Here is a 14,806-nt window from a genome sequence, read left to right as displayed (position 1 = left end):
TGGATTCCTGCCTGTTAGAGATCCACCTTGACTCGGTCACTGAAGTCATATGCTCCAGTGGCCAGATCATAATCCATTCGTCCGGCGGTCAAATTCAAACCCGGGGATTTGAGCCGGACCGGCCCCGGACTGACCGCCATTTTAGTGGCGTCGTAATAATGCAGCAAATCGGAAAACAACTGCTGTTCACTGATCGGTTTAGTGATGACCACATCCTCGATGAGCACCAGGTGCCGTTCATTGATGGAGTATTTTCCGCGCCTGCTGTTGATAATGGTGGGCTCCTTTTCATTGCCGATATACCTGGCATGGACACCTTCCATCAAGATTTCATGATCATTCTCGCCGGTATAGGCACGGTCGGCATCAATCTGCCACTCTTCCTTTCCGTTACTGGTCAAGGTGATGGCGACCACATCCATGATAAAATTCTGGACTGGAGATGTCGGCTCCGGATGCATCAGGTCAGGAGTATAACCGCCCCGGGGGGCGAGAAAAGCTGCCAAGCTCGGTTGCCACAGGGGACTACTGACAAAAAGCAGCACGGGCAGTATCCAGAGCAGATTGCGAGGATTGCGTATCATCGATCAAACCGTGCCAGCATTTTTACCAGATCCCCCCGGGCCTCGAGGAGAAGATCACAGATCTCACGGACAGCGCCCCGACCACCGCTTCGTTCCGTGGTGTAGTGGGTCCGTTGCCGAACCTCCGGCACGGCATTGGCAGGAGCCGCGGCAAACCCGACCCGGTTGAGAATCGGCAGGTCAATCCAGTCGTCCCCCATATAGGCTGTCTGTAGAGGCCGCAGTTCGCTTTCCTTGAGAATCGCTTCATATATGGCCAGTTTATCCTTTTGTCCCTGATAAACATGGCGCAACCCCAGGTCCCGGGCACGACGTTCAACAGCCTCGGAACTGCGCGCAGTGATAATGCCCACGGCGACCCCGCTTTCCTGCAGCATCTTGATCCCCAGCCCATCCTGGGTATTGAAACTCTTGGTCTCACCGCCGCCGGTCAGATAGGTGATGCTGCCGTCGGTGAGGACTCCATCGACATCGAGCAGAAGCAGTTGCACCTGCCTGCCCCGGGGCAGAGCAGCCTTCCAGGCGGTGCTTCGCTCAGGCCGACTCTGTCTGTTCATAGCCCGGGCGCGCAGGGCCTCGGTAAGTTCACAGTCGGAGGGATAGCCGCCGCTGGACGGGCTGCATGCTGTTTTATGCATCGATTACTCCCGCTAGCGCCTGGCGAATGGCGAGCAACTGGCCCAACAGCGGCTCCACCTGATCCAGTGGCAACGAATTGGGACCGTCACAAAGTGCTCGATCCGGATCGGGGTGTACCTCAAAAAAAAGTCCGTCAATGCCGGCTGCCACAGCCGCCCGGGCAAGGGTCGGTATGAAATGGCGCTGCCCTCCGGAACTGGCTCCAGCGCCGCCGGGCAACTGCACCGAATGGGTCGCGTCAAAGAGGACCGGACAGCCGAAGGAACGCATGACCGGCAGGGATCGCATATCCACCACCAGGTTATTGTAGCCGAAGGAGGCTCCACGCTCGGTGAGCAGCAACCCCTCGCAACCGGAGCCACGCAGCTTGTTGACGACATGCTCCATATCCCAGGGCGAGACAAACTGCCCCTTTTTGACGTTGACCATCCTCCCGGTTGCTGCCGCGGCCGCCAGCAGATCAGTCTGACGGCACAAAAAAGCGGGGATCTGCAGAATGTCGAGAACCGAAGCCGCCGGCGCGGCCTGATTGGCCTCGTGGATGTCGGAGACAACCGGCACCTTCAACTCCTCCCGCAGGCGACCAAGCACCCGCAGGCCCTCCTTCATCCCCGGGCCCCGATACGAACTCAGGGAGGTGCGATTGGCCTTGTCGAAGGAGGCTTTGAAAACATAGGAAATCCCCAGGCGGGCGGCGATGGCCTGCATCTCGCTGATAACCTCCCGCGCCAGGCCTTCGCTTTCCAGGACACAGGGGCCTGCCAGCACCAGCAGCGGCGCTTGGGGGCCGACCCGGATACAACCGGAAGGCGCGGTTTTCAATTCGATACTCTGCATGGGGAGACCGGGTCGGCGGTTTATTATTTCCTGAATCCGTGACGGCTGGATCTAGTTTTGGATATATCTTGCTGTCTTCAAATTATAATTGCAGTTGAATCCTTGACAATACCCTTCTTTCGCCGCCCTTCGGAGCGTCTGCTCACGGATCCATGTGTTTACGAACAATAGCTGCCTTGATCTGCTCACGAATCCATGTGTTTGCGAACAATAGCCGCCTTGATGAAATCCCGGAACAGGGGATGAGGCTTCATGGGTTTGGACTGGAATTCAGGATGAAACTGGCAACCCAGAAACCAGGGATGATCGGAGAGTTCCACCATTTCCACCAGCGTATTGTCCGGTGAGGCACCGCTGACGACCAAGCCGGCCTCCTCCAACCGGGCGCGGTAGGCATTGTTGAATTCATACCGATGCCGATGCCGTTCATTGATCGTCTCCTGCTTATAGGCGGCGGCGGCCAGAGTGCCGGCTTTGAGGGTGCAGGGATAGGCACCGAGGCGCAGGGTGCCGCCCATGTCGGAATGCTCGTCGCGGATTTCGATCTTTCCGGAACGGAAATCAAACCACTCGGTCATCAGGTAGATCACCGGATGGGGGGTGGCCGGATCGAACTCGACGGAATGGGCACCCTCTATTTCTGCAATGTTTCGTGCAAGCTCGACAACAGCGAGCTGCATCCCCAGGCAGATGCCAAAGAAAGGGATCTTTTTTTCACGGGCATGGGTGACGGCCATGATCTTGCCTTCCATGCCCCGGCTGCCAAAACCACCTGGCACAAGAATACCGTCACAGGCGTCGAGTTTATCCAGATCCGATCCATCCTCCAGGCCTTCGGCGCTGATGTACTGCAACGCCACCTTGGTTTCATTGGCAATACCGCCGTGGATCAGGGCCTCATGCAGGCTCTTGTAACTTTCTGTCAGGTCGACATATTTACCGGTGATACCGATGGTCACCACCCCGTTGGGATTGTGGATGGCGTGGACCAGTTTTTCCCAGGGTGCAATATTGGGCGCTCCGGTCCAGATTCCCAGTTTCTCGAGAATCCGGCTGTCAACACCTTCCTTGTGCAGGCGCAGGGGCAGTTCGTAGATACTCTCGACATCAACGGCGGAGATCACTGAGCCGGCATCCACGTTACAGAACAGAGCAATCTTTCGTTTCAGATCATCGGTCAGGGGTGCTTCTGTCCGGCACATGAGGATGTCGGGTTGAATGCCCGAAGCCAGCAGTTCCTTGACCGAATGCTGGGTCGGTTTGGTTTTTACTTCACCCGCCGCCTTGATATACGGTACCAGGGTCAGGTGAATGAACAGTGAGTAATCCCGCCCCAGGTCGATGCGCAACTGGCGGATGGCCTCAATAAACGGCAATCCCTCGATATCACCCACCGTGCCGCCGATTTCGATGATGGCCACATCGGCACAGCCGTCAAGCTGCAGAATCGACTCCTTGATTTCATCGGTAATATGAGGAATGACCTGGACCGTGCCGCCCAGGTATTCACCCCGGCGCTCTTTCATGATCACCGAATAATAGATCCGCCCGGAAGTATAATTGTTCTTTTTTCCCATGACCGCATTGGTGTAGCGCTCATAATGGCCCATATCGAGATCGGTCTCAGCGCCATCGTTGGTGACATAAACCTCTCCGTGCTGGAAAGGATTCATGGTGCCGGGGTCTACGTTGATATAGGGGTCCAGTTTCTGAAAAGTGACAGTCAGCCCCCTTGCTTCGAGCAGAGCACCAATGGAGGCGGCGGAAAGGCCTTTGCCGAGGGATGAAAGGACACCACCGGTAATAAAAATAAATTTGGTTTTTTTACTCAGGGGTACTTTCATGCTGTTCTACCTTTGTCGAGCGGGGAAACAAAAGAGAAAGGCAGCCCAAGGCTGCCCTGATGATGGCTGGAGGCAAAATATACACGATTAAACCCTGTATGACAAGCATGGGCTGACGGAAGCCAACGGCCCCATTGTCCGTTGCACCTTTTTGTCTTTCCTGGATTCTTGAACGTTCATTCGCACGCTCCAAAGAGCGGCTGGTAAAGGTGAAATGTCAAAAATATCATAGCAGTTATATTTTGATGACAGCAAAAATAACCAAAAAAAGAGTCCAGCCTTCCCTGATTCAAGGTCTTTGCCTGTCAGCCGGGTAAATCCGCCCACCCGCAGGTTGATTATTGGTTTTTCTTGACCGCATCACCCCGCAAAAGGTATATTTGCTTAATTGGTATCCTGCCTGAATCCTTGAACGTTCAGCCGTCACGGATTCAGGTTCTGGTCATACCAACTCCCTTATTTTTCCTTGAGAGGTCGTTCCATGAAGGTATTTTCCCGTCTGCTCCCGGTTCTGGTGCTCATCAGCACTATCATCCTCCTCAGCGGTTGCAGCCCCAAAACCGTTCCCCCCTATACCGCAATTGGTAACATGCCTGAGGGAACCGCCCTGGATCCCGGTTTCAGAGAGGGACGCATCACTGAAGACTTTGGCCCCATGGGAGAAGGATTCGGTCCGGTACAGGAGGGATTGGATGCCACCGGACAACACATGGGTGATCTGGCCTTTGCAGCTGATCAGCAGAGCGACGCCTATAAACGTCAGCATGGACGCTCCTCCGTTGAAATGCTGCCCATATACTTCGATTTCGACCAATCCGCCATCCGCAGGGACCAACTGCCCGCCATGGAGCATAACGCCGCATACCTGAGAGACAACCCCGCAGCCCATGTCCGCATCGAAGGAAACACCGATGAGCGGGGTACCAACGAATACAACCTCGCCCTTGGCGAGCGCCGGGCCATGATTGCCCGCACCTATTTTCTCCAGTACGGCATCGAAGAACACCGGATCCGCACAGTCAGTTACGGTGAAGAGCGACCTCTTTTTACCGGCCAGACCGAGGAAGATTACGCTTTCAACCGACGGGCTGATTTCGTCCTCGAATAATCCCGCCCCTTGAATCGGGCGGCGGGCATGTGGCTCTGGTAATTAAGTTCCGTTACTTTATATACCCTGAACCCGTGACGGCTGGACGCATGTTTTGGACATATCTTGCTGTAAACATATTATAATTGCAGCTAAACCCTTGAAAAAAACTTTCACCAGCCGCCCTTCGGGGCATCCGTCCGTGCGTCAGCTTTCACAAGATCAATCCGTCACGGATTCAGGATACGGATACGCAGGTTGTCGATTTCCAGTCAGCCCCTGCAAGGCAACCTGATCCTCCGTACATAGTGTGCTGGCCACCGGCTCCAGTGCACAGGACGTTTTTTGCCTATGCCCGGTTTGCATGCACCGGGTATGTATCACCTTTCCCACGGTACCTCCTCGCTCTCTCAGCCTGACTGAACTTCCTCACACCAGCCGAGCTGTTGTTACGAAAACAATTTGAGCGATCCTTTTTCTTGACATGATAATAGTTATCAATTACATTCAGTCAAAATTATTATCGGAGCAAACCATGACGGCTACCCTGCGCATGACCCACCAGCGTGAGATCATCCTGCAAGAACTCAGCAGGTGCGGCACCCATCCGACCGCTGATGATCTCTATGAACACGTCAGAAAACAATTGCCCCGTATCAGCCTGGCGACTGTGTATCGAAACCTTGAAATACTGTCCGAAGCGGGTTTGATAAAAAAACTCGAGGTGAGTGGTCGTAGGAAACGATTTGACTGGGATCTGGCCGAACATAATCATATTTCCTGCATGAAGTGCCAACGTGTCGACAATATCGACACCACCGCAGCACAGGTCGATACACTCTCTTCAGGTCGACACAAGGGGTATACTTTGACCGGTTTGCGCATCGAGTTTATTGGTCTTTGTCCGACATGCCGACTACACAGTGAAGAACACAAAGAAAAAGGAGAACAAACAATGGGCTGCAGAAAAAGTACCACATCCACCTTAGGTGATCAGCAACGCCAGGTTTTGGAAGCACTTGCACAAACCGCGACACCTTGCGGCAGCAAGGATATTGCTGCCGCGACCGGTTTGGAGTCAAAACAGATCAGCTGTCAGATAACAGCCCTGAAAAAGAAAGGGTATGTGGAGAGTCCTGCCCGTTGCAGATACGAAATAACCGAGCAGGGAAAACAAATTCTGAGCCAATAACCCGATGACAGCAAAATAAAACACAAACAAGAGTTCAGCCGTCACGGATTCAGAAAGAAGACAAGAACAGGTTCCTTGTCCATTCTTGCAAACATCTTCCATCAGGAGCAACAACGATGACAACCCTAGTGACCAGACAAGCCCCAGATTTTACCGCCACAGCTGTTATGGCGGACAATTCCATGAAGCCTGATTTCACTCTTTCCGATTATCGAGGCAAATATGTGATTCTCTTTTTCTATCCGCTGGACTTCACCTTTGTCTGCCCATCGGAGATACTTGCCTTTGACAAAGCCCTGGATTCTTTTAAAGCCAAGAATTGTGAAATAATTGGCGTGTCCATTGATTCCCAGTTTTCACACTGGGCCTGGAAAAATACCCCAGTCAATCAAGGTGGGATCGGCAATATCCGCTATCCCCTGGTTGCCGATCTCGACAAAAGCATCTCCCGCCGGTACGGGGTTCTTCTTGATGCCGGCATTGCTCTGCGCGGCACCTTTCTCATTGATAAGGAAGGAGTGATCCGTCATGCCGTCATCAATGACCTTCCTCTGGGCCGCAATATTGACGAAGCTCTGCGCATGGTGGACGCGCTCCAATTCCACGAGCAGCATGGCGATGTCTGCCCGGCCAATTGGTCAGATGGTCAGGAGGCCATGACGCCGACTGCTGATGGGGTGGCCGACTATTTGACCAGACACGGACAGTGAATAGCCCGAACGGTTGGCGCAAGCCGGACCACTGCTCTCAGGATTCGCCTTCCGGCCAGGTTCTCGAGCACCGGATATGAGGAACATGAACCTGCAATCACTGCAGGGTGATGATCAGTGAAGCATAAGGAAGTTTATTGGCTTTTTCGCGGAAGAGGTACTATCTTATTCAATTGATCTGCAGTTATTCGTGCAGACGAGTTAAATCTTGCATCTGTGACGGTGCATCTTGTTTTAGGTATATCTTGCTGTAAGCATATTATAATTGCAGCGGAACCCTTGGCAATATTTTTCACCAGCCGCCCTTCGGGGCATCCGCTCACGGATCCAGGATACTGAGTAATTTCTGATGAAGCAAACCTTTCAACCAACAAGGAGAAAGAACCATGACAAAACAAAATGAAGTGTACAAATGCTCTGTCTGCGGAAATATCGTGGAAGTCCTGCATGTCGGGGCTGGAGAACTGGTCTGCTGTGGTCAGGCCATGGCGCTGATGACCGAAAATACCGTTGATGCCGCAAAAGAAAAACATGTTCCGGTTATCACCAAGGAAGCCGACGGCTACAAGGTTACTGTCGGCTCGGTACCCCATCCCATGGAGGACAAGCATTGGATCGAGTGGATCGAACTGATTGCCGATGGCAAGGTCTATCGCCAGAATCTCAAACCGGGCGAGGCACCCGAGGCGACTTTCTGTGTCAAGGCGGATCAGGTTTCCGCCCGTGAATACTGTAATCTCCACGGCCTGTGGAAGGCCTGATTCATAAACTGAATAAGGATATTCCCATGAAAAAATATGTATGCTTGGTCTGTGGCTACGAATACGACCCCGAGACAGGTGATCCGGACAACGGTGTGGCACCGGGAACCCCTTTTGCTGATATCCCCGACGACTGGACCTGTCCGGTCTGCGGTGCCGGTAAGGACGAATTCGAAGAAGCGTGACCCAACACTCCCTCCATCACCGGGAGGGGGTTGTTTGCAAAGAAGATCGGAGAAGCAGGGTTGAGGCTCGAACCGGATCCAGCCGGAATCAGCGGAGCAAAACATCCAACCCTGCTGCTCGGGTCGGCGAATGAACCTTTGTTGATGCAGCCCGAAGAGGAGACTCTTCCGGGAGGGCAATATCTTTGTGTTCAGGCCTCAAACCAGAATGGAGAGGATTTCTCCGGTCCCAACCGGGAGTAACCGCGCTCTAACTTTTTATCCATCCAGAAACGAGATATTCTGTTCTGCATCAAGTCGCGCTGGCGAATAGAGCCGTAAGCCGTAGGCATGGAAGTTCTATTGCGAAGAGTCCATATGCCAGCGCGACAAAGTGTCAGGGGCATAAAACTGTTTCTCTGGGTGGGCACTGACTTGTCTCTACTCAGCACCCTGTACGGAGGATCTGTTCCATGAAAAAAATCAAACTGACGGACAACGTCTACTGGGTTGGAGCCGTTGATTGGCTGACCCGTGATTTCCACGGATATTCAACCAATCGCGGCACAACCTACAATGCCTTTCTCATCCTCGACGAAAAGGTCACGCTCATTGATACGGTAAAAAAGCCGTATAAAAGCGAGTTGATGCACCGGATCCACAACATTATTGACCCTGCTAAAATCGATTACCTGGTGGTCAACCATGTTGAAATGGATCATTCCGGCTGCCTGCCGGAAGTGATTGAAGCCATCAAGCCGGAAAAAGTGATCTGCTCAAAAATGGGCCATAAAACCCTGCTGCAGCACTTCCATCGCCCCGATTGGCCCTACCATGTCGTTGCATCGGGTGAAGAAATCAACCTGGGCGCACGAACTCTGCATTTTCTTGAGACCAGGATGCTGCATTGGCCGGACTCCATGTTCACGTACCTCAAGGAAGACGAAATCCTGTTCACAAGCGATGCCTTTGGCGAACACCTGGCGACCAGTGAACGCTTCGACGACGAAGTGAACCAGGATGTCCTCATGCATGAGGCAACCAAATATTACGCCAATATTCTCACCCTCTATTCACCCCTGGTAACCAAACTGCTGGCCAAGGTTGAGGAAATGCAGTTGCCCATCAAAATGCTGGCCCCGGATCACGGTGTGATCTGGCGAAGCAATCCGGGCAAGATCATCGAGGCTTATGCTCGCTGGAGCGCTCACCAGGGCAACGGCAAAGCGCTGATCATTTATGATACCATGTGGGAATCGACCAGGATGATGGCCAAGGCGGTGGCTGAAGGATTGCACGAAGAGGGAGTTGAGTACAAGATGCTTGACCTCCAGGTTAATCATCGCAGCGACGTCATGACCGACGTGCTCGAATCCAGCGCCCTCATCCTTGGCTCCTCGACCCTTAATAATGGCATGTTGCCACGGATGGCCGATTTTCTCATGTACATGCGCGGCCTGCGCCCCACCAACAAGATCGGGGCGGCCTTCGGGTCGTATGGATGGTCAGGCGAGGCAGTAAAAATGATGAATGAAACGCTCAAGGAGATGAACATTACCCTGTGTCATCAGGGGGTCCGGGTGCAGTATGTTCCCGAGCATCCCCAATTGCACGAATGTGTCGAACTAGGCCGAACAGTGGCAAAAGCACTGCACGCCTTCATGGCTGGGGAAAAGGTTGAGCCTGCCTTGTGATGAACACCGCTGGACGTGCCTTTACTCTTTGCGCGGACGATCAGGCTGCCACTCCAGGCTCGCTGGAGCCCGGCAGCCTGCACATTTCCACCACAAGGATGTGCTTGGCAAGTGTTTGTTCAGAAGCGAGATATGTTGCTTTCAATAAAAGCGCGCCGGCGAATTGAACCGCAGGCATAGGGTGAAGTCAGCCACCGCGGCCAATCCTCTTCATTTTCCACTGCCACAGGATATGGTTGCCACCCGTTCGTACATCATGCGGATAACCTTTTGTGCAGGCAAGTGGGAAGAATCGATGTACAATGCCCCCGGCGCCATCCGTAAAGGAGCGATGGTCCGCTCCCGATCCTCTTTATCCCTTTTGACGATCTGCTCAAGGAGCCGTTGCTCGTCCACCACCTCCCCCTTATTCCGCAATTGCATTGCCCTTCGCCTCGCCCGCACCTCCGGGCTGGCATCAAGATAAAATTTCCACGCTGCCTCCGGAAAAACCACGGTGCCGGTATCCCGTCCCTCGGCAACGATCCGTCCACCGGCGCCGATCCGCTGCTGCAATCTGGTCAGAACCAGCCGGACCGTCGGATGGGCCGAGAACCGCGAGGCCAGCAGCCCCATCTCAGCGGTCCGCAGGATCTGACCCACTTCCCTGCCATCGAGAAGAACTCGGACATCATCATCCCCGGTCGCCGGCGGCAGGAGTTCAAGATGGATGGATTCGAGAAGAAAAGTCAATCGAGTACTATCCTCGAGCCCCACACCCTTTTCCCGGCAGGCAAAGGCCACAGCCCGATACATGGCACCGGTGTCCAGGTAGGTAAAGTCGAGAGCCTGAGCCAGGGCCCGAGAAACCGTGGATTTCCCGCCGCCGGAAGGCCCGTCAATGGTCACGATCCGCTTATGATCGTCCATAGCCGAGTTCCTGCAGACAATCCTTCAGTGCCGCCACGAAACGATGGTTTTCTGCATCCGTGCCCACGGTCACTCGAAGAAACCGGGGATATCCATAGGCCTGCATCGCCCGGACAATCACACCTTTATAAAGCATGGCCTCGTAGAGACGGGCAGCATCGCCATGGACATCGATGAGGAAAAAATTGGTGTGGGAGGGATAGGGTTCGCAGCCAAGTTCCGTCACCGCTTGCTGCAGCCAGCGTCGCTGTTCCTCGGTCGCCCGCAGGGTATGTTCATAATGCTCGCTGTCTTCCAGGGCCGCTAGAGCACCGGCCTGGGCGGGCAGGTTGATATTGAACGGCTGGCGAACACGGTGGAGCAGCGAAGCGATGTCCCGGTGCATCAACCCGAAGCCCACCCGTAAACCGGCCAGGCCAAAGGCCTTGGAAAAGGTCCGCAGCGCAACCACTGCCGGCAGGGTATCGGCATGACGGAGATAATCAAGGATATCGATACGCTCAGCCGGGTTGACATAATCCACATAGGCTTCGTCCAGGACGACAACAACGGACTGGGGCAATCCAGTCAGAAAACGATGAAAAGCCTCCCTGGCAATGAGGGTGCCGGTGGGATTGTTGGGATTGTCGATGAAGATCAAACGGGTCCGATCATTGACCGCGGCACGGATTGCCTCCAGATCATGGGCCATGTCCCGGAGAGGGATTACCACATTTTCCCCACCACGCACCTGCACGAATTTCTGGTACATGAGAAAGGAGGGATGACTGGTAATGACCTGATCCCCATTGCTGACAAAGGTTTTGACCAGAAACTCGATGACTTCATTGGATCCGTTGCCAAGGACAATCTCCTCCGGTCGTGCTCCGGTCCAATGTGCCAGGGCCTCGGTCAGGTAGTAACTTGAACCATCAGGGTAGCGATGAAGGTTGCACAGCATCTCTTCGATGGCACGGACGGCGCGGGGAGAAGGCCCCCAGGGGTTTTCGTTTGAGGCCAGTTTGATGGCGTTACTGATACCGTATTCCCGTTCGAGCTCATCCATGGGTTTGCCGGGTGGGTACGGAACAATGGCTGTGATGTGGGGAGGAACTAAAATCCGCATAATCAGGCTCCTGTATCCGTGACGGCTGGTCGCTTGCTTTGAATATATCTTGCTTTAATCATGTTATAATTGCAGCTAAACCATTGACAATAACTTTCACCAGCCGCCCTTCGGGGCATCCGTCCGCACGCCATCTTCTTTGTCCGTAACCTTCCGATAAAGTGTCCATTAATCGAACGGTCACGAACAACGAAGCTGACGCACGGACGAATGCTCACGAATTCAGGAGGCTATCACCGGTTTTTTTCCTGCAACGTCGACCCGTTGCTCAAGATTGTACCCGACATGCAACAGAAGCTCTTCACCAAAATGCGGGGCCTGCAGCTGCATTCCAATGGGTAGGCCCTGGTGGTTGAAACCGCAGGGCACCGAGAGACCGGGAACCCCGGCAAGATTGGCGGAAAGGGTGAGAATGTCAGAGAGATACACAGCCAGAGGATCGTTGCTTTTCGCACCGATCTGCCAGGCTGGGGTCGGGGTGACCGGCGAGGCCAGCAGGTCACAGTCGGCAAAGGCCCTGGCGTAATCCTGCTTGATCAGGGTACGCACCTGGGAAGCTTTCTTGTAATAAGCGTCGTAATAGCCGGCGGACAGGGCATAGGTCCCGATGAGGATACGCCGTTTGACCTCTTCACCGAACCCCTGCGAACGGGTTTGTTTATACATATCGATCAATGACGCGGCTGAGCGGTCCCGGTACCCATACCGAACCCCGTCAAACCGGGCCAGGTTGGAGCTGGCCTCGGCCGGTGCGATCAGATAATAGGCGGCCACACAGTATTCGGTATGCGGCAGACTGACCTCGACAATTGTTGCCCCGGCGTCCTGGAGCATGGCAATACCCTGGCGGACGACCGCATCGACTTCCGGATCCAACCCCGCGCCGAAATATTCCCGGGGCAAGCCGATGCGCAACCCGGACAGTCCGTTGACAAGAGCCTGGGTGTAATCGGGAACGGTTCGGTCGATTGAGGTGGAATCAAGAGGGTCGTGACCGCTGATACTGTTCATCATCAGCGCGCAGTCGCGTACATCCTTGGTCAGGGGGCCCACCTGATCCAGTGATGAGGCAAAGGCCACCAGGCCGTAACGCGAGACGCGCCCATAGGTCGGCTTCATGCCTACGGTACCGCAGAGGGAGGCAGGCTGCCGTATCGACCCGCCGGTATCCGAACCCAGCGAGGCATAACACTCGTCTGCAGCCACAGCTGCCGCGGATCCCCCGCTGGAGCCACCGGCAATATACCCTGCTTTCCAGGGGTTATGGACCACCCCAAAGGCACAATGCTCACAGGTTGATCCCATGGCGAATTCATCCATGACCAGCTTCCCCAGCAACACCGCCCCGGCCTGGTGGAGTTTTGAGATAACCGTGGCATCATAGGGAGCGATGAAGGTCTCCAGCATTCTGGAGCCGCAGGTGGTCGGCATCGTGGTGGTGCAGAAAATGTCCTTGACGGCCAGCGGGATTCCGCAAAGCGGACCCGCCGCCCCTGTTTTCCGTTCCACATCCGCCTGTTCCGCCCGGCGCAAAGCCCCCTCCCGATCCAGGTTGACGAAGGCCCGAACAGAGGGTTCCACGGCATCGATCCGGGTAAGAATCGCTTCGGTCAGAGCAACCGATGTTGTTTCCCCTGCATCGAGTCGCCGTAAGGCTTCATGCATGGTGAGTGCGTAATAATTCATGATGACAACATAGGGTACGAAGATAGTTCAGGGTACCATGTCCACGGCACCCCACCTGTTCATGATGCAAGCCGGGACGATCATGGGCAAACTGATTCACCTGCCCCGCCTTAAGGCTGCACGACTCCTGTCAACCGATAACCCGGGGAACGACAAACGCTTCGCCATTCTGTTCCGGCGCGTTAGCGAGCGCTTCCTGCCGGGTAAGGGATGGACGGACAACATCCTCCCGAAAGGCGTTGACCACTTCCTGGGTATGGGTGGTGACCGCCACATCGGTGGTCTCCAACTCATCCAGCTTGGCGACATAAGTAAGAATCGCATCCAGTTGGCCGGTCATGCGATCCACTTCGTCCTCGGAAAGCTCAAGCCGAGCCAGTCCGGCCACATGCAGTACTTCTTGTCGGGTGATTTTCATGAGTCAAAAAAGATAAAAACCGTGGTGATGGAGCTGTCTGCCCTCTGCAAAACAGCTGGTGCCCATGTAGAGGCTAGTGTTTATACAGTGAACGGACGGAAAGAACAACCCCTGCAAAGAGTTCAACCAGTTCCGGATCAAACTGTGAGCCACTGCAGCGACGTAACTCACCCACTGCCTCCGGGGTAGAAAGATTGCGACGATAATTACGGCGCGAGGTCATGGCATCATAGCTGTCGGCTATGGTGATGATCTTGGTGAGCGGATCCAGTTCCTTACCACCGATACCATCCGGATACCCGGAGCCATCGATTTTTTCATGATGGTGGCGGATGATATCGCGTTCCCGTTGCATAAAGGTGAGCGGTTCAATGATGCTGGCCCCGACCTCCGGATGCTTCTTGATCAAGGCCCACTCCTCCGGGGTCAGGGCACCCGGTTTCTGAATACAGGAAAGGTCGATAACCAATTTGCCGATATCATGAAACTGCGAGGCCCGACGCAAAACCACAATATCATCGATATCGAGTCCGGCTGCCTGCCCCAGTTGCAAGGCATATTCCGTCACCCGGCGGGTATGGCCGGCGGTATAGCCGTCCTTCTCTTCCATGGCCGCCTGCAGGCTGGACATGATCTGCACGGTGGCGTTCTCAAGGTTATTGCTGTACTCCTCCAGGAGGATGTTTTTTTCAGCCAGTTCTCTGGTTTTCAGCTGAACCTCACTTTCCAGTTTCTCTTTATATTCCTTTTCCTGACGGAGAAACTGCTTTTTCTCGGCAGCCTGCTTGACCTTGACATGAAACAGTTCGATGTCGTTTATGGGCTTGGTGAGAAAATCGTAGGCCCCCAAATGGATGGCTTTGACCGCGTATTCCATGGAACCGGCCCCGGTGAGGAACAGGACCGGAGTATCGATCCGCTTTTTGTTGAGACACTCCAGGGTTTCAAACCCATCCATATCCGGCATATTGATGTCCAGGACAATAACATCGAATGCATCCGATATCTGCTCCAGGACCTGCCGACCAGACTCGACAGCGACCACATCGTGGTTAAACATATTGAGAATTTTCTGGATTGTCAGACGCACCAGGGAGTCATCGTCTGCGACAAGAATTCGCGAACTCATTTTACCTCATGCTCAGCAGGGAAAAGGCAGGATCTGTTCATACAATT

Annotated in this window: 15 protein-coding genes; 6 read left to right on the top strand and 9 right to left on the bottom strand. The window is 54.3% G+C overall.

The window, feature by feature from the left end; genetic code table 11:
- Positions 1 to 14: 14 nt before the first annotated feature.
- The 4 genes from lptC to pyrG all read right to left on the bottom strand — a co-directional run bounded on the left by lptC (position 15) and on the right by pyrG (position 3,904).
- Positions 15 to 584, bottom strand: coding sequence for an LPS export ABC transporter periplasmic protein LptC (gene lptC, locus JWG43_RS06845; protein ID WP_205242082.1), 570 nt, complete (start codon positions 582 to 584; stop codon positions 15 to 17).
- Positions 581 to 1,222 (bottom strand): KdsC family phosphatase, encoded by a 642-nt coding sequence (locus JWG43_RS06840; RefSeq protein ID WP_205242081.1) that lies wholly within the window; start codon positions 1,220 to 1,222, stop codon positions 581 to 583. Before JWG43_RS06840 ends, lptC begins: the two co-directional genes overlap by 4 nt.
- Positions 1,215 to 2,060: a 3-deoxy-8-phosphooctulonate synthase gene (gene kdsA, locus JWG43_RS06835; RefSeq protein WP_205242080.1), complete on the bottom strand. Its 846-nt coding sequence runs from the start codon at positions 2,058 to 2,060 to the stop codon at positions 1,215 to 1,217. The genes JWG43_RS06840 and kdsA overlap by 8 nt, the downstream gene beginning before the upstream one ends.
- A 185-nt stretch (positions 2,061 to 2,245) precedes the next feature.
- Entirely contained in the window at positions 2,246 to 3,904 is a 1,659-nt protein-coding gene (pyrG, locus tag JWG43_RS06830; protein ID WP_205242079.1) for a CTP synthase, read from the bottom strand.
- A 481-nt stretch (positions 3,905 to 4,385) separates the two neighbouring features.
- Here pyrG and pal point away from each other — a divergent pair, with 481 nt between their 5' ends.
- The 6 genes from pal (at position 4,386) to JWG43_RS06800 (ending at position 9,512) form a co-directional block, all read left to right on the top strand.
- On the top strand, positions 4,386 to 5,012 hold the full coding sequence (gene pal / locus JWG43_RS06825; RefSeq protein ID WP_205242078.1) for a peptidoglycan-associated lipoprotein Pal: 627 nt from the start codon (positions 4,386 to 4,388) through the stop codon (positions 5,010 to 5,012).
- Between the two features lie 514 nt (positions 5,013 to 5,526).
- Complete coding sequence (locus JWG43_RS06820) at positions 5,527 to 6,183, top strand: transcriptional repressor (RefSeq protein WP_205242077.1); 657 nt, start codon at positions 5,527 to 5,529, stop codon at positions 6,181 to 6,183.
- A gap of 116 nt (positions 6,184 to 6,299) precedes the next feature.
- Positions 6,300 to 6,893, top strand: coding sequence for a peroxiredoxin (locus tag JWG43_RS06815; protein WP_205242076.1), 594 nt, complete (start codon positions 6,300 to 6,302; stop codon positions 6,891 to 6,893).
- Positions 6,894 to 7,279: 386 nt separating this feature from the next.
- Complete coding sequence (locus tag JWG43_RS06810; protein WP_205242075.1) at positions 7,280 to 7,654, top strand: desulfoferrodoxin; 375 nt, start codon at positions 7,280 to 7,282, stop codon at positions 7,652 to 7,654.
- 26 nt (positions 7,655 to 7,680) lie between these two features.
- On the top strand, positions 7,681 to 7,839 hold the full coding sequence (gene rd / locus JWG43_RS06805; RefSeq protein ID WP_205242074.1) for a rubredoxin: 159 nt from the start codon (positions 7,681 to 7,683) through the stop codon (positions 7,837 to 7,839).
- Between the two features lie 452 nt (positions 7,840 to 8,291).
- Positions 8,292 to 9,512, top strand: coding sequence for an FprA family A-type flavoprotein (locus tag JWG43_RS06800; protein ID WP_205242073.1), 1,221 nt, complete (start codon positions 8,292 to 8,294; stop codon positions 9,510 to 9,512).
- 210 nt (positions 9,513 to 9,722) lie between these two features.
- Here JWG43_RS06800 and cmk read toward each other — a convergent pair whose 3' ends face one another.
- The 5 genes from cmk to JWG43_RS06775 form a co-directional block, all read right to left on the bottom strand.
- On the bottom strand, positions 9,723 to 10,421 hold the full coding sequence (gene cmk, locus JWG43_RS06795) for a (d)CMP kinase (protein WP_205242072.1): 699 nt from the start codon (positions 10,419 to 10,421) through the stop codon (positions 9,723 to 9,725).
- Positions 10,408 to 11,526 (bottom strand): histidinol-phosphate transaminase, encoded by a 1,119-nt coding sequence (gene hisC, locus JWG43_RS06790; RefSeq protein WP_205242071.1) that lies wholly within the window; start codon positions 11,524 to 11,526, stop codon positions 10,408 to 10,410. Before hisC ends, cmk begins: the two co-directional genes overlap by 14 nt.
- A gap of 222 nt (positions 11,527 to 11,748) precedes the next feature.
- Complete coding sequence (gatA, locus tag JWG43_RS06785; RefSeq protein WP_205242070.1) at positions 11,749 to 13,212, bottom strand: Asp-tRNA(Asn)/Glu-tRNA(Gln) amidotransferase subunit GatA; 1,464 nt, start codon at positions 13,210 to 13,212, stop codon at positions 11,749 to 11,751.
- A gap of 130 nt (positions 13,213 to 13,342) precedes the next feature.
- Positions 13,343 to 13,630, bottom strand: coding sequence for an Asp-tRNA(Asn)/Glu-tRNA(Gln) amidotransferase subunit GatC (gene gatC / locus JWG43_RS06780; RefSeq protein WP_205242069.1), 288 nt, complete (start codon positions 13,628 to 13,630; stop codon positions 13,343 to 13,345).
- A 73-nt stretch (positions 13,631 to 13,703) separates the two neighbouring features.
- Complete coding sequence (locus JWG43_RS06775) at positions 13,704 to 14,759, bottom strand: HD domain-containing phosphohydrolase (RefSeq protein ID WP_205242068.1); 1,056 nt, start codon at positions 14,757 to 14,759, stop codon at positions 13,704 to 13,706.
- Positions 14,760 to 14,806: the final 47 nt, after the last annotated feature.

This window comes from Desulfobulbus alkaliphilus (assembly GCF_016918545.1).
Lineage (GTDB): Bacteria > Desulfobacterota > Desulfobulbia > Desulfobulbales > Desulfobulbaceae > Desulfobulbus > Desulfobulbus alkaliphilus.
The sequence above is the reverse complement of the archived record's forward strand: the minus strand, read 5'-3'. Positions and strand labels throughout refer to the sequence as shown.

Bases quoted from the DNA above. Each gene is read 5' to 3' on its own strand.
- kdsA (WP_205242080.1), bottom strand. From the start codon at position 2,060: ATGCAGAGTATCGAATTGAAAACCGCGCCTTCCGGTTGTATCCGGGTC.
- gatC (WP_205242069.1), bottom strand. From the start codon at position 13,630: ATGAAAATCACCCGACAAGAAGTACTGCATGTGGCCGGACTGGCTCGG.
- JWG43_RS06775 (WP_205242068.1), bottom strand. From the start codon at position 14,759: ATGAGTTCGCGAATTCTTGTCGCAGACGATGACTCCCTGGTGCGTCTG.
- pal (WP_205242078.1), top strand. From the start codon at position 4,386: ATGAAGGTATTTTCCCGTCTGCTCCCGGTTCTGGTGCTCATCAGCACT.
- gatA (WP_205242070.1), bottom strand. From the start codon at position 13,212: ATGAATTATTACGCACTCACCATGCATGAAGCCTTACGGCGACTCGAT.
- rd (WP_205242074.1), top strand. From the start codon at position 7,681: ATGAAAAAATATGTATGCTTGGTCTGTGGCTACGAATACGACCCCGAG.
- JWG43_RS06815 (WP_205242076.1), top strand. From the start codon at position 6,300: ATGACAACCCTAGTGACCAGACAAGCCCCAGATTTTACCGCCACAGCT.
- JWG43_RS06810 (WP_205242075.1), top strand. From the start codon at position 7,280: ATGACAAAACAAAATGAAGTGTACAAATGCTCTGTCTGCGGAAATATC.
- JWG43_RS06800 (WP_205242073.1), top strand. From the start codon at position 8,292: ATGAAAAAAATCAAACTGACGGACAACGTCTACTGGGTTGGAGCCGTT.
- JWG43_RS06820 (WP_205242077.1), top strand. From the start codon at position 5,527: ATGACGGCTACCCTGCGCATGACCCACCAGCGTGAGATCATCCTGCAA.
- hisC (WP_205242071.1), bottom strand. From the start codon at position 11,526: ATGCGGATTTTAGTTCCTCCCCACATCACAGCCATTGTTCCGTACCCA.
- pyrG (WP_205242079.1), bottom strand. From the start codon at position 3,904: ATGAAAGTACCCCTGAGTAAAAAAACCAAATTTATTTTTATTACCGGT.
- lptC (WP_205242082.1), bottom strand. From the start codon at position 584: ATGATACGCAATCCTCGCAATCTGCTCTGGATACTGCCCGTGCTGCTT.
- cmk (WP_205242072.1), bottom strand. From the start codon at position 10,421: ATGGACGATCATAAGCGGATCGTGACCATTGACGGGCCTTCCGGCGGC.
- JWG43_RS06840 (WP_205242081.1), bottom strand. From the start codon at position 1,222: ATGCATAAAACAGCATGCAGCCCGTCCAGCGGCGGCTATCCCTCCGAC.